Source organism: Pantanalinema rosaneae CENA516, from assembly GCF_050753385.1.
GTDB classification, from domain to species: Bacteria; Cyanobacteriota; Cyanobacteriia; order Leptolyngbyales; family Leptolyngbyaceae; genus Pantanalinema; species Pantanalinema rosaneae.
Genome location: NZ_JBLZFZ010000049.1, coordinates 1 through 14,609 on the forward strand (window position 1 = coordinate 1; position 14,609 = coordinate 14,609).

9 protein-coding genes and 1 pseudogene are annotated in these 14,609 nt (G+C 50.9%); 4 read left to right on the plus strand and 6 right to left on the minus strand.

Translation table 11 applies throughout. The annotated features are described in order from the left end of the window. A pseudogene (locus ACN4EK_RS23350) lies at positions 1 to 324 on the minus strand (hypothetical protein); the annotation flags it as partial. Positions 325 to 542: 218 nt separating this feature from the next. On the opposite strand from ACN4EK_RS23350, the gene recQ reads away from it, so the two are divergent. Next, entirely contained in the window at positions 543 to 2,771 is a 2,229-nt protein-coding gene (recQ, locus tag ACN4EK_RS23355; RefSeq protein WP_431660717.1) for a DNA helicase RecQ, read from the plus strand. Positions 2,772 to 2,778: 7 nt separating this feature from the next. On the opposite strand, the gene ACN4EK_RS23360 is transcribed toward recQ, so the two are convergent. From ACN4EK_RS23360 to ACN4EK_RS23375, 4 genes are all read right to left on the minus strand, one after another. Then, positions 2,779 to 4,092, minus strand: coding sequence for a hypothetical protein (locus ACN4EK_RS23360; protein WP_431660718.1), 1,314 nt, complete (start codon positions 4,090 to 4,092; stop codon positions 2,779 to 2,781). A 453-nt stretch (positions 4,093 to 4,545) separates the two neighbouring features. Then, on the minus strand, positions 4,546 to 5,733 hold the full coding sequence (locus tag ACN4EK_RS23365; RefSeq protein WP_431660719.1) for a serine/threonine protein kinase: 1,188 nt from the start codon (positions 5,731 to 5,733) through the stop codon (positions 4,546 to 4,548). A 148-nt stretch (positions 5,734 to 5,881) separates the two neighbouring features. After that, complete coding sequence (locus ACN4EK_RS23370; RefSeq protein ID WP_431660720.1) at positions 5,882 to 8,767, minus strand: DUF3769 domain-containing protein; 2,886 nt, start codon at positions 8,765 to 8,767, stop codon at positions 5,882 to 5,884. A gap of 228 nt (positions 8,768 to 8,995) precedes the next feature. Continuing rightward, positions 8,996 to 9,112, minus strand: coding sequence for a photosystem II reaction center protein I (locus ACN4EK_RS23375; protein WP_431660721.1), 117 nt, complete (start codon positions 9,110 to 9,112; stop codon positions 8,996 to 8,998). Positions 9,113 to 9,399: 287 nt separating this feature from the next. On the opposite strand from ACN4EK_RS23375, the gene ACN4EK_RS23380 reads away from it, so the two are divergent. Together ACN4EK_RS23380 and hpsE are read left to right on the plus strand one after the other, a co-directional pair. After that, positions 9,400 to 10,566, plus strand: a complete 1,167-nt coding sequence (locus ACN4EK_RS23380; protein ID WP_431660722.1) for a glycosyltransferase family 4 protein — start codon at positions 9,400 to 9,402, stop codon at positions 10,564 to 10,566. Between the two features lie 80 nt (positions 10,567 to 10,646). Next, positions 10,647 to 11,651, plus strand: coding sequence for a hormogonium polysaccharide biosynthesis glycosyltransferase HpsE (gene hpsE, locus ACN4EK_RS23385; RefSeq protein WP_431660723.1), 1,005 nt, complete (start codon positions 10,647 to 10,649; stop codon positions 11,649 to 11,651). A gap of 64 nt (positions 11,652 to 11,715) precedes the next feature. Here hpsE and ACN4EK_RS23390 read toward each other — a convergent pair whose 3' ends face one another. Further along, positions 11,716 to 13,794, minus strand: a complete 2,079-nt coding sequence (locus tag ACN4EK_RS23390; protein ID WP_431660724.1) for a hypothetical protein — start codon at positions 13,792 to 13,794, stop codon at positions 11,716 to 11,718. Between the two features lie 172 nt (positions 13,795 to 13,966). On the opposite strand from ACN4EK_RS23390, the gene ACN4EK_RS23395 reads away from it, so the two are divergent. Then, on the plus strand, positions 13,967 to 14,608 hold the full coding sequence (locus tag ACN4EK_RS23395; RefSeq protein WP_431660725.1) for a hypothetical protein: 642 nt from the start codon (positions 13,967 to 13,969) through the stop codon (positions 14,606 to 14,608). Position 14,609 lies beyond the last annotated feature (1 nt).

Genomic DNA, 14,609 nt, shown 5'->3' on the forward strand with positions numbered 1-14,609 from the left:
AGATGTGTATAAGAGACAGCCCCTATCTCCCCCACCTTCCCTCGCCCAACTCCGCACCGCCTGAATCTGCGTCCAAGTGAGCGACAACAATCCCCCCCGAAGATCGCGGGCAAGTTGTCGTCCATCCATATAAATGAAGCCGCCGGAGGGCATGGTTTTGACCGAGCCAATTAATGGAATCCCTGCTTGTCCATAAGCATGTCCTTCTCCGACGATCGGGAGAGCGGTAAGGTCGATCGCCGGATGAGAGTGGCGGAGGGCAGTCAGGATGCGTACCGCGATCGCATCTTCACCATGACCATTACTGAGGCAGAGCAGTCGCATACGTTAACGAGGAATAAATGGCTAGAAACGGATGTTCTATCGAAATCCGGTTGATGGGTTGCAGCCCTTCAACATTTAACCCGAATTAACACCATCAGGTTGACTGCCTGATCGAATTAACTTCGGCAGATTCCTAAGGTAGGATAGACGGGCAAGCGATCGGGTGGCGTTCCCAGTCTCCCGACCTAGTTTAAAATTGGGCATCGTTCGTCAGTCGCATGTCAGTCAGTCCTTCCGTTGAAACGCCGTTCTCCTCATTAGAACAATCGCTTAAACATTACTTCGGGTACGATAGTTTCCGCCCTGGACAACGCCAAATTGTGGTTGATGCGTTGCAAAAGCGGGATGTCCTGGTGATCATGCCCACTGGAGGCGGCAAGTCCCTATGTTACCAATTGCCTGCCCTGTTAAAACCGGGGCTAACCGTTGTGGTATCGCCGTTGATTGCCTTAATGCAGGATCAAGTCCAGGCGCTTCAGGATAATGGCATTCCAGCGACGTTTTTGAACAGTAGTTTAACGGGGACGGAAATTCGTGAGCGCGAGCGGGCACTGATTGATGGCGAAATTCGCCTGCTCTATGTCGCCCCTGAACGGTTGTTAGGCGAAGGCTTACTCTCATCGTTATTGTCGCAGGTCTACGTTTCTACCTTTGCGATCGATGAAGCCCACTGTGTCTCGGAATGGGGACATGATTTCCGTCCAGAATATCGGCAGTTGCGGCAATTGCGCCAGACCTATCCTCAAGTGCCGATCATGGCATTGACAGCCACGGCAACCGAGCGAGTCCGGCAGGATATTATCAACCAACTGGATTTAAATGATCCCAGTATTCACTTAGCCAGTTTTAATCGTCCGAATCTCTACTACGAGGTACGCCCAAAGACACGATCGGCCTATCAAGAACTGGTACAGTTAATTCGCCAAACGCCAGGAGCCGGAATTGTCTATTGCCTGAGTCGGCGGCGGGTGGATGAACTGACGGCAAAACTGCAACTGGAAGGGATTGCCGCCTTACCCTATCATGCGGGCTTGGACGGAGAAACCCGTACTCGTAACCAAACTCGATTTATTCGGGATGATGTGCAGGTGATGGTAGCGACGATCGCCTTTGGCATGGGGATTAATAAACCGGATGTCCGCTTCGTGGTGCATTATGATTTGCCGCGCAATATCGAAGGCTACTATCAGGAATCGGGTCGCGCCGGACGGGATGGTGAACCGGCTCACTGTATCTTATTCTTTGGCGCAGGGGATATTCGCACCGTCGATTTTTTGATTAGTCAGAAGGTAGATCCGACGACCGGAGATCCGCTAGAAGCCGAACAACGAATTGCCAGCCAACAACTGCGGCGGGTGATTGATTATGCCGAAGCTACCGACTGTCGCCGCACCATTCAACTCGGTTATTTTGGCGAATATTTCCCCGGTAACTGCGAGAATTGCGATAATTGCTGCCATCCCAAGCCGATCGAAGATTGGACGATCGAAGCCCAAAAGTTTCTCTCCTGTGTTGCCCGGGTGCGAGAGCGCTTCGGCATGAATTACGTGATTGAGGTGTTGCGGGGGTCTAAAAGTCAACGGATTTTGCAGCATGGGCACGACAAACTCTCCACCTATGGCATTGGCAAAGATCATAGTGTCGATGAATGGCGATTGTTAGGACGATCGCTGTTACATCAAGGCTTAGTGGATGAAACGGTGGATGGCTACTCGGTACTAAAGCTCAATGCCCTCAGTTGGGAAATTCTGCGTAAACAACGTGCCGTATCGATCGCGGTAGAATCCAGTCCCGCCGAGGTAATTGCGGTCAACGATCAGACTTCGGCCGAAGTGGAAGAACTTTATCAACGCCTGCAAACCCTACGGAAACAACTGGCGGATCAACAGGGAGTTCCCCCCTACATCGTGTTTGCCAATGCCAGTTTGCGCGAAATGGCACAACGTCAGCCGCAAACCCTGGCGCAGTTCTCACACATTGCTGGAGTCGGCAGCCGTAAGCTATCGCAATATGGGGATACCTTCACCTCAGAAATCTGTGCGTTTCGGGCAGAAAAAGGCTTACCTGTGATGGATGAGGACGTTACCCCAACGAACCTGACCTCTTTACCAACAGCCGCTCCTAAATCAGCGACTATCACGCTGTCAGACACATATCTCTATACCTGGAAGCTATATCAACAGGGGTTAAAGCCCGTGGAAATTGCCGAACAACGTCGTTTGCGATTAAGTACGATCGCCAGTCATTTAGCCGAATTAATTGAACTGGGCTATGAAATTCCGTTAGATACGTTAGTGACACCCGATCGCCAACAAAAGATTGTCGAAGCCATCCAGATTGTTGGTTCCGAATCTCGTCGCTTAATCCGTGATCATTTAGGTGAAATCTACGGCTACGATGAAATTCATTTCGTCCAGGCATGGTGGCGACGACAAAACCGATTTTGAAACCTGACTAAAGTTGCTTCAAACAAGGGAAATTGACTGAACCGTAGTGTATTGATAGGGCAATTTGAAAGTTCTCTAGCGAATTAATCAGCCATTCCACGCCATCTCGCACATGTTCGTAGTGCCGGAATAGAAGAGCAAACCGCCGCTCTAAATTGGTTTTCAAATTGTTATATAGCAGCAGAATTTTCATCACTAACCCGATCGTCGGAGTCGCACCAATGTTATTGATTAAGTCCAGAAAGATCAGGTGATTACTGGAGTATTGGGGACTAGAAACTAAACAATCCAGCAAATGATGGCAGGTTTTACCAACTAAAAATCCATTCAGGGGTTGACGATCGTTCTGCGGTAGGGTCGTAGCCAACTGGGTATGCAACCAATTGTTGAAATGGTGCTTGCCATATTTGGGATTTTCGTGATCGATCGCCGCCGTTAAATAACAATAAAGTTGTTCCTTAAACCCTTGATAGGATTGTCCCGGTTGCGAGTTATAGATTAATAGTTGGCGTGCCGAATCACGAATTGTATTATCGCCCTCTACCCTGCCAGCAAAATATCGGACTGCGGTCTTTAACTGCTCATCCGTTAATAAAGTGGGATTCTGATAATGATGTCCCACTCCCGGCTTGATCAAATTCTGAGATTGTTGAATTAAATAAGTGACATACCGAGATAAATCTCGTTCATATTTATCTTGGCGCTCAGCCTGCAATTGTTGTACTGCTTGCTGCCCAATATCGCTGCTATCCTCCCCTAAACAATAGGGATATAAATAGGGATAGCGGTGAATCAAACTCCCTAACGGTTTGCGATCGGTTTCATGGCGAACAATACTTCTCCGCGCTGATGTTTGAGGTTGAGTCAAATGATGGGGTTCACTGCCCAACACCACCGTTTCTTCCACAACCTGCGCTAACCGTTTCAGAGCCAAATATTCTTCTGTTTTCGTAAACTGGCGAATGAATTGCCGTAAACGCCGTTCAAAGGGAGTCAGGGGAGGGCGCTGTGGTGGGATATCAAATAAGCGAACCAACTCTACGATCGCCCAGCGTAAATGGGGCTGAAACCACCAATAATTGACCAGAATTCGGCAACAGCGATTCAGTACATATTTAAATTCCTGCTCTGCCCACCGGGAAAAAGTAACTGCATTTAGGGCTGTCACAATGTCCGCATCGGGATAACGATCGCCATCAATAAATAAACATAGGAAGCGTTCTAATAACTGATCTGGGGTTTCCAATTTTCGGCAAGCAATCCAATGATCATATAATTGCTGCTCCTCAAAACTGGCTTGGCGGCGGTAATAGCTAGACATGGTAGGCACTTCTTCCCCCCGTGACACAAACCTACTCAACTTCCCAACATAAGACAGTCACAACAAAATTTATCCCTTACACCAAAGCAAGAAGAAAGCGTTGACGATCCTGATCGAATGATGTTCCACCAGAATCTTTAACCTTCCTAAAGCTCCGAACGATCGATCAAACTAATGATTAAAATGAGGTCAGATGGGAACACGCTAAATATTAGTAAACTCAGGGATTGGCTAAACTCTAAACCGTGATTTTGAGAGAGCCAATAACTTATCGGTAAGATTATAAGATTTGGGTAGTCTAAAAACCGTTTTTGAAGAGACAGTTAACCAACTGACCACCCAATCGTAGCTTTAGTGTACTGTTTGCCCCTTTAGGTTGTCAGCCCTTTGTGATAAATAACACCTTAATAATTCCCGATCGTGTAGTATCCCGGCATCCTGTTGCTATTCCTCCTACCGGGTACTGATTGGCAGCTTCAGCCAGGTCGATAATTCATACGCTAACCAATTCACTTCTGCCTCAGTGAGCGTTGTATGGCTTGTCAGTTCATACTTTTGCCCACCCGCCCATAGAAAAATTTGCGTCTCGGCAGGATCGACCGAAGGCGAGTTAGCCGATCGGTAAATTTCCAGACGACTAACACTTTGGCGGGGAGAAACTTGAGGACGACCCGTTTGAAATCCCAGGCGTTTGTGACTTAAAGCAATTTGTTGCGGATCAATTTGTAAGCAAGTCTGTCCTAACCGAGACGGCAAGATAATTTCTAAACTATCCGCTTCCTTGGTTAAGGTAATCTTGCTATCTGCCGGTTTTGCCACCGGAGTCTGCCCGGACGCGGTTTGCCGCCGTTGTTGCCGCCCCTGTTCTAAGGCATCTAACGCTTCCTGCACCGTCTTCGCCCGCCGCTCTAAACTCGATTCGGTCAACCAACCCAACCAATCCGCAAACTCCGCACTCAGTTGGAACGAGGATAGGTCAATTTTGACTCCCTGATGGGGCAGGCTAGATGGATGAGTTCCAGCAATCAAGGCAATTAAGGTTGCCCCCAGGCTGTATAGGTCGGAGGCTGGCAACGCCCGTCCACTAAATTGCTCCGGCGGCATATAGCCGTAAGTACCGACGATCGTAAAGGCGGTACTATCACTGCCCGTGAGCGTTTTCACGGAACCAAAATCGACTAAATAGAGTTGCCGATTTGCTAAGAGAATATTGCTGGGTTTAATATCGCGATGCACGATCGGGGGTTGCCGCCCATGCAGATAACTCAAAATACCTAACAATGCCTTTGCCAGTTGTTTCGCTTCCGCTTCATTAAACCGGCGACCTTCTTGCAAACATTGCTCTAACGATTTGCCCTCGACATAGGTCTGAATCAGCACTAAGGCTTTATCGTTCGGCAGGTCATGCTCAAAGTAGCCCAGATAGCGGGGAATACAGGGATGGGACAAAGATTTGAGAATTTCAACTTCGCGCTCAAATAACTTCAGATCATCCCACTCTAACTGTTCATCCAAAAACAGGAGTTTTAACACTACCTGCTCTTGCGTAGTTAAATCACGGGCAAGTAGCGTCCATCGCCCAGTTTGCTTGCCAATCTGCCGCTCAACCTGGTAGCGATTGCCCAATATCTGACCCGCCATAGTTGCCTCTCCACTGTTTTCTGAGAATTAAGAGCTCCAGACTCAGGACTATGTGACCGCTCAGAGCCTCAACACTACAGATGTCATCGTTGAAACTGAGTCAAGTTTACCCTACCTCGTTCTCAGCCTGCCCCTCGTCACTTCGGTTCTAGCGACGGATCACCCCTCCGCTGACTGGCGTAATGTCAGTACCTGCAAACGGTTCTGTCCCCCCCGTCCAGTTAAAGTCATTGATGCGGAAGCTGAGGGAACCTACTTGCAGAATTGGGTTATAACGCGCCATGATACTATACGTCCGCCGAGCATATTCAATGAAATAGTCCGTACTGAACGATTCATCTTCAGTCAGCGAGAATGAAGCCTGTACCCCAACCCGGAACGGACCATAGATTTGTTGGGTTAATCCCGCCGTCACCACTCGCCGGTCTACGACACGATCGAAAAAGAACGGCGACTGCCCATCCGTAAAGCGCTGCGTGTAGCCAATATTAAACGCGGTGTAATCCAAGAAATTGCGGGAAAAGTTACCAAACTGCCCAAACAACGTGACATTTCCCCCCAAGTCAGACTGCGTTTCGCCATTGGAATACGCGCTAAATACCCCGGTTAAGCCCGTTGATATGGCGATATAGGGAACGACCTGAACTGGGCTATACCGCAAACCTTCCGTGGGAGTTGCTGGCAAATAAGCGCCCCGCCACAACACAAACGCCTTACTGAGGGCGGTAGCCGCCTGAAAGCGACTCAAATTAGTACGATTATTATCGCGCACCGCCGCAAGCAAGCTACTGCGATCGGTATCTGCCGTAATATTTTGAAACCCAACTTGATAGCTGAGATTAATCCCTGTGTTACCGATTACCAGGTTTCTGGGTGAAGTGAATACTGCCCCAAAGCTACTCTGAACGGTTTGGAAACCCAGGGTACCGTTGTATAACCGATCGCGATAACTGGCTTCCAAAGCTAACGTATGGGTGCCAATCAGTTGCTGCAACCGTAAACTGGCTCTTGCCTGGTCTTCAAACTCAGAGGGATCTAGCGTAGTCAAATTCGCTTTACCCACAACCTGGGTACGGGGACTCAGGAGTAGATCTAAGTTTGCCTTTAGCCCAAAATTGTTGGGATCAAATACGCCACTACTGCGGTCGTCCACACTCACACCCGTTTTAGAACCGTTGAAAAAGGCTCGTTGCACAAAAAACTGTGGAGTGACGTTCAACGAAAAAGTCGGGGAAGTGAACACATCAAAGTTCCGTTCAATGAAAAAGCCACCCCGATCCCGTTCATCAAAGCCAAACTGAAGCAACCCTGGTTGCCGTTCCCGGCGATCGAGAACCACCCGAGACACCAATAATGGCAAGGTAAACCGTTGGTCAAATACCAGCCGTGGACGTGTCGCCCGCACTTCATCCCGTAGCGGCGAGAGGCGAGTTAACGTTGCCCGATCGGCTCTGAGCACCAGTTCAGGCGGCGAGAATGGGTCATTGGTAATATCAATATTTTGCGCTACCCAACCATCTGGATTAAAGTCCAGCGTTTCGGCTTCAAATCGCAACCGGCGGACTGTGCCACCTTGGGGAACTAACCCAGGCAGCAGGCTGGCATTGGGACCTACCCCAATCCCCGTCGCAAACCCACCGGTCGGTGCAATCCCCGTCAGGGGCTGTTGAGCCAGGGCCCGTTCACTGGGTGGACGTGACAAAGTTGCGCCAGCCGTCGCATCATTCGCCAGGGCAGCAGAGGTATCCGTAGACACCGTCGGCAGGTAAATATCTCCCCTCGCTCCCTGTACCGAGCCAATATTCTGCACAATATTGTACTCAAACCGTCGCCCCCGCAGGATTTGCTCCCCCCGGATCAATCCAACATTGCCCTCGGCTACGGCTAGCCGATTATTGAGGTTGACCTGAAGCCGATCGGCCGTTAACACCGCCCCCCGGAACCGCATTTCCACATTGCCTTCCGCCGTAAAAATTTGTCGCCGCTCGTCATAATCCTGGCGATCGGCTTTCAATTCCAGGGGGCTAACTCCAGGATTAGCGGGTGGGATTGGTTGCCCTGGTGGGGTGGGTGATTGCCCTGCCGGTACCGCTGGCAGACCAGTGCCATTAGTCGGTTGCTCCACAGACGTTGGAGTCGTTGTGGCGGGGGGTAACTCGTCTGTGGCTGACGGAGCAGAAGGAGGCAACGGAGTCGTCGGTCTACCGGTATTCGGGATTAAAACGGGAGCCGCACCAGGTTGGGTTAGGCTGGGCTGATTCCGATTCGGGAGCAATGGGCGATTAATCTGGGCAACTGTCCCGGCTGAATTTGCTTTCACCTGCTGCATGGCCGCTAATGTGGCTTCCCAATCCTGATCAGCAAACTCATTCAATAGTTCATCCAGATCCATTGCCTCATCCAGCTTGCGTACCAGCGCGGCTTCTTCCTGACCGGATAGCTGGCGGTTGCTCCCTGATAAGGAGTAGACCGACGGGGAAGTGCCAGCCGTAGCCAGTTGTGTAGCCACCTGCCGCTCAGAGGCAGTCGTTTCAGGGGCAGTCGATCGTGGCGGTGGCGGCGTTCCAGCCGTTAGTTGCCGAGATCGGACGGTGGTTGATGGCGGCGAAGGCTCGATAGGTCCTGGCTGACTCACCCTGGCGGCAGGGGTCGCCGTTGTTGTAGTTGGCACAGAGGTTGCCTCTGAGCGCGAGACTGTAGACCTTGTTACAGCCCTCGGATTCAATGGTGGGGCATCCGAGGGCTGAGAAACCGGCGGTGGGGTAGCCTGCACATACCCGATCGCCAGTGGGCTGCCTAACGCTGCCGCATTGGCACCAGGGGTCGCCTCAGGCAGATCGGCGATCGTGTGGCTGGTCGCAGACGATTCTGGGGGAAAGGTTTCTGGAGGACTGGGTTGGGCAGTGCTGATCTCTGAAACCGGAGCAGCAATTCCCTCAACCGCCGTAACCAATGAAGCGGGACGGCTAGCTTCAGCCGCAGGACTGGCAATTACGATGGGGGGAGAATCAGGAGGCAAAGCCGAATAAGGCATATACAGGCATAAGAAATTAGAAGACCTGAAGGAAAAAATACCTAATCCAGTTTAGGCAACGAATCAATTAACTCATAAAACTAGTCTTCTATCACTCGTTGGGGCGATCCGTATGGTTTTTGCGCCTGTAGTTAACCTTTTAACCAGAGAATACTTCTATAAATGTGAAAGAGGGGCAGCAGAGCTTCCACTACCCCTGTTGGTTTATTAAACCAAGGTGGCTACACCCTATTCCATGTCGCGCCGCTTGGGGTTGCGGGCAGGGTCGTTGGACAGGAAGCCAAATACAAACAAGAGCACGAAAAAGGTGACAACAATGTACACCGCAATTTTGAGGGTAGCCATAGAGACATCTCCAGAAGCATCAAAAATTAGTCTATTGACTGGAAGGCTTGGTAGCTCTCCTAATCATACAGAAATGCGGTTCCATTTTTGAGCCGTTTCATCCAGGCAACAGTGAGTCAAGCCAGTGTCGTTATATTAGAACCAGCCATGCACGACCTGTGGCGATCGCATTTTGTTGATTGTATCCGCGAATTCAGAGCATATTCCTCTAAAGTGTTGATGAGGTACAGGACGCACGTTGTTATTGTCAGATGAATTCTTTATTCACCCAATTATCGCTGTACTAAATGATCCGCGAACTTTCTGCTTCGACAATCACCTCCACGAAAACTAACCCACCGTACCGCTTCGGTTTTCTGTTGAGTACGGGGCTAGGCAATGCAACTCGGTATCAAAATCTGCGTAAGTACGCTGAACGAGATCCTGAAGTAGAGTGTGTTTGGGCACCTGTCAAGCACTTCATCGCCGCAAACGAACCTAATCCCCTGCGGTATTTACCAGAACCGCTTTACTCGCGATCGGTCGTCCTCTACCAGGCTGGTCCGGTACTGCGGCAAATGGACAAATTAGATGCGGTGATGATCCATGTTTTTGAAGCTTATGTCCTGGCTTGCCTGAGAAATGTATTTTCATCGCGCCCCCTGATTGTGAATGCCCATGACGATCCACCCGTCGTCAATCCCGAAACCTATCCGCTCTATGAAAATCGGTTGCAACGATCGCGGTGGCGGCGACGGTTGCGGTTAGGGCTAGACCTCTGGTGCGCCAATCGCACTAGTTTATTCTTACCATTTTCCAGTTGGGCAAGAAATATTTGGGTGAATGAATGTCATGTCTCACCGGATAAGGTTCAACCCATTCATGTGGGGATTGATCTAGACATCTGGCGGTATAAACCCAAAGCCGAACTTGCCACCACTGCTAAACCGAAAATTCTGTTTGTTGGTGGAGACTTTATTCGTAAAGGGGGCGATTTACTCCTCAACGTTTATCGCCAACGGTTTGCCGATCAAGCAGAGTTACATCTCGTTACCCGCCATCCCCCCGATCGCTTACCTCCTAACGTCTACGTTTACACGGATCTAACGCCCAACGATCAGCGCCTGTTCGAGTTGTATACTCAGGCAGATTTATTCGTGTTTCCCACCCGAGCCGATTTATGTCCCTTTGCCCCCATGGAAGCGATGGCATCCGGTTGTCCGGTGATTAGCACAAACATTGCTGGCATTCCAGATATTATTCGGCATGGAGAAACCGGATTTATCATTGCCAAGGATGATGCCGCCGCCTTAACCGCCCATATCCAAACATTACTTAAAAATCCTCGCTTGCGCCGGGAGATGGGGGCGAAAGGTCGAGCCATTGTAGAACGCGACTTCAATGCCGCCATTAACGTCCCGTGTATTCTTAATGCAATGAAACAAGCGGTTGATCAGCACCGAAGAACAACGTGATAGGCTGCATAGTAGTGATATAACCTCTCAACTATAGGGAACTATAGAAAGGTAGTTAGTCCTCCATCTAAATCAGGATCATGGGAATCGACTTCACCGTTGCCATCCGCGTCTACAACAGCGCTCAACGTCTACCGGGTGTCCTGGATCGCCTCTTACAGCAAACTGACACTACCGGAATCTCCTGGGAAGTCTTGATTATTGATAACAATAGTCAAGATAATACGGCTCAAGTAGCCGCTGAGTATGCCAGACGTTGGCAACCCGACATTCCCTTCCGCTATGTAATTGAACCGCGCCAAGGACGATCGTTTGCCAGAGAACGGGCAATTCGAGAAGCGGCTAGTGATTTAGTCGGGTTTTTAGATGATGACAATCTTCCGTCTGAAACCTGGATTGCAGCCGCCTGTCGATTTGGGCAAGCCCATCCCCGAGCCGGAGCCTATGGTGGCAATATTCATCCCTTACTAGAGGGCGAACCTCCAGCCAATTTCGATCAGGTTAAGTATTTGCTGGCGGTCAGCGATCGGGGATCAACTCCCTTTATCTACACCCCAGCGGCGGGACAGGTTCCGATCGGTCCCGGTTGTGTCTTCCGCAAACAGGCATGGCAAGCGGCTGTCCCCACCCATCGGCGTTTACAAGGAGTCGATGATCCCCGCAAAGTTCGGGTCAGTGGCGCAGAGGATGTCGAAGCCTTATACTACATCCTGAGCAGTGATTGGGAAATTTGGCACACGCCTGAGATCGAAGTTTGGCACCAAATTCCTCCCCGCCGGATGGAGCGCAGCTATTTACTGAAGATGGCACGTAATAGTGGGTTAGCGGCTCATGCCTGGAGAATTGCGAAATTAAAACCGTGGCAACGTCCTTTCATGCCCTTACTTGTTCCGTTCTTTTGCCTACTCAGTGGCAGCCGGATTGCCCTACTATATCTCACCAGTCGGCATCGGTTTGATACGGATCTGGTCACTGCCTGTCTCTGGGAGAGCCGGATCGGCAATTTCCTCAGTCCGTTCCTCACCCCTCGCCCGATTTCTTACGAAGAAACTCCGTTTAAACCGATCGTCGCTCCAGCCCAATAACTCAAACTCGGTGGTCGGGAGGCAATCTTATGGACTTGCCTTCTCTATGTCCAAGCCGCCGTTTCTATTTGAACCGGCGATCGTCACGCACTTGTTGCCACCATCGCCACACCCGGATGACTGTATCTTCAATCCATAACAGCAGGCGATCGAGCCATTGCAGCAGCCGTTCTAACGGACTATGTAAATAACCCAGTAAAGATGCCTGGGTATCGATGTAGTCCGATGGGGTTGGGGTGACACCTGCCGTTGCAGAGTTGGCCATTGCCACTGGCATCATCACATCTGCCGGATGGGCAAAATGCGGCGATGGAGCATAGCTATCCCAGATATCCGCACTATTTTCCAGCGCCAATGTAGCCTCCTGCCATGACAGGAGTACCTGTCTTGCCGTACTGCCAAATTCCAGACCACTCTCCTCCAGGACAGGTTCTCGCAACGATCGTTGTTCTGCATTGGGTAAATTGCCTGTCGCTAAAGCCTCTACACCAGGTTGAGCCGGAGGCAGTAGTGCCGTGACCTGAGCTTGAATTTGCCCGATCGCGGTTTGCACCGCTCTAGAATTTAACCAGGCACCATACTGTTGGTAAGCCGATTCCAGCCAACCTGGAGCCAGTCGCCGGGGGGCTGTTGGAGCAGTTGATGGTAACGCTGGACGCGCTGGAGCGATCGGGTGAGGATAGGACCAATCGGGAATCGGCAGATCTAACAAAGAGCGTTCAGCAAACCAGGCTCGACGAGCCGCTAACGTCGCCTCCTGAAATAGGTTAGTAGCGATCGCCACCGAGCCAGACTGTACCCATGCCATCAGTTGATAGAAGCCCCGAATTGGTAACAACACCTGTTGTTCTGGGGGACGAAGTTGGGAAAACGAGCGGCGAACCGCTTGGCGAATCTGCTGATAGCGATAAAAGTGGGCAACCGCCCAACTAATCTGCTGCCGAACCTGTGTCTGTTGCTCTGGAGATAAGAGATTTAAGAGTTGATTTTGGTTGGTCACCAGCACGATCGCCTGGGTATCCAGCAATGAGGCAACGCCCCGCACATACAGGGCAGGTAACGCTGCCAGATCCGGCGGGATCGTCAAAATGGGCGGGATTGCGGCAATCTGAGAGGAAACCAACTCAGGGGAATTTAGCTGGTCAGGCTGCATCCTTACAGGTACAAGAGACGTGGAGGTTGGCTCTAGCACAGCGGCAAGCAGATGCATGGGCAGGGGAAACCGTTGAACAGTTTGCAACGCTTGCTCTAACGGTGTATCCACGGTGGCCGTGAACCAGGATGTACCGGGCAAAGCCGGGGATTCACGCCCCAGCAGCGATCGCCCAAATAGCCCCGATCGCACAATCTGATAAACTTCACTCCCGAGCCGTTGAGCCCTCTGCAAGACACGATGACCAACCGAGGCAACGATGTGAGTCCTTGGGTTAACGACCTGAGCCGGATCAGCCGGATTTAGTTGCGATCGTCCCCAGCCCATTAGCGGTAACGATAGATTTGCCAGAGTTTTGCGCAGGTTAACAGACCGTCCATAGGTCGCGACTTCCCAGGTAATGCGAGATTGCAATTGGGCTTGCTGCTCTGGAGTCAGAATATTCAGAACATGATTTTGATTCGTGACCAGCACGACGGTTCTAGTGTCCAGTAGGGTCGCAATCCCCTGGATGAACACTGGCGCACCCGGAATCGCAATTCCCATAGCACCCGATGCCAACGTCGGCATTGCCCCAGGCAGAGCCGTTGCGGTTGTCCCCAGCGGCACGATCGCCTCTGATGTTTCTAGCAGTACCGGCACCCCCATTGGCAGGGTAAACGCTTGGATGGTTTGGAGAATAGTAGCGATCGGGGTATCAACAGTGAGCGGGGGCGATGACGAGTCTGAGGGGGCATCGGTAACTGTAGAGGCAGTCGTCGATCGCAGACATGGAATTCCTAACTGCACTGTTTGATACACCTGGGCACCCAGCACCCGACTGGTTTGGAATAGCGCATAGATGGGATACAGCACAATTTGGGCACTCCAGCTTGCCGCCATTTGGGCACGCCGCAGGGCAGCTTTACCACGATCGCTCCAACGGCGGGTCTGCCGCAAGATAGAACTTAAAACTTTGCTGCGATAAATCCCAGACGGAGAAGAAAACATACCTGTATCCCCATGCACAATCTCAGGCAACCTCATTCTACGAGGAGTCCCGACCCAACGTATAGTGAAGACTGGAGCTTAATCATTCGTCGCGATCGCTCCTGGCTTAACCGTATACTAATCTAGCCAGTTGGCGACCTGCGATATTTGTAGCAATTTAGTGGACTGACTCTTGGGTATTGATCTTCGCAGCTACGTTTACATCGATCGCTTGCAATCTCAACATGCGGCATATATGGGCACCGTGTCGATCGGCTTTCTGCCTCTGCCGGGGGATGCCTCCCTGTGGATTGAGATTTCTCCCGGTATCGAGATCAATCGGATCACGGATGTGGCATTGAAAGCGGCAGTTGTCCGTCCGGGAGTGCTGGTGGTAGAACGGCTCTATGGTCTGTTGGAAATTCATTCCAATCGGCAGGGCGAAGTGCAGGCATCCGGTCGGGCAATTTTAGAAGCACTGGGTGTACGGCGGCAAGACTGTCTCAAACCACGGATCTTATCCAGCCAAATTATTCGCAATATCGATCCGCACCATGCTCAGTTAATTAATCGCACCCGCCGGGGGCAAATGATCATGGCAGGACAAACATTGTATGTATTTGAAGTGGAACCCGCTGCCTATGCGGCATTAGCCGCCAATGAAGCTGAAAAAGCGGCACTGATTAATATCCTGCATATCTCTGCTGTCGGCTCCTTTGGACGGTTGTATTTAGGCGGTGAAGAACGCGACATTATTGCTGCCTCTTCGGCGGTTCTAGCGGTAATGGAAAACTTGACTGGGCGAGAACATCCGAGCGAGCAACGCACAGAATAAG

What these genes read in the sequence shown, in the direction of transcription:
- recQ (WP_431660717.1), top strand. Translation starts at nt 543, where the DNA reads ATGTCAGTCAGTCCTTCCGTTGAAACGCCGTTCTCCTCATTAGAACAA.
- ACN4EK_RS23360 (WP_431660718.1), bottom strand. Translation starts at nt 4,092, where the DNA reads ATGTCTAGCTATTACCGCCGCCAAGCCAGTTTTGAGGAGCAGCAATTA.
- ACN4EK_RS23365 (WP_431660719.1), bottom strand. Translation starts at nt 5,733, where the DNA reads ATGGCGGGTCAGATATTGGGCAATCGCTACCAGGTTGAGCGGCAGATT.
- ACN4EK_RS23370 (WP_431660720.1), bottom strand. Translation starts at nt 8,767, where the DNA reads ATGCCTTATTCGGCTTTGCCTCCTGATTCTCCCCCCATCGTAATTGCC.
- ACN4EK_RS23375 (WP_431660721.1), bottom strand. Translation starts at nt 9,112, where the DNA reads ATGGCTACCCTCAAAATTGCGGTGTACATTGTTGTCACCTTTTTCGTG.
- ACN4EK_RS23380 (WP_431660722.1), top strand. Translation starts at nt 9,400, where the DNA reads ATGATCCGCGAACTTTCTGCTTCGACAATCACCTCCACGAAAACTAAC.
- hpsE (WP_431660723.1), top strand. Translation starts at nt 10,647, where the DNA reads ATGGGAATCGACTTCACCGTTGCCATCCGCGTCTACAACAGCGCTCAA.
- ACN4EK_RS23390 (WP_431660724.1), bottom strand. Translation starts at nt 13,794, where the DNA reads ATGTTTTCTTCTCCGTCTGGGATTTATCGCAGCAAAGTTTTAAGTTCT.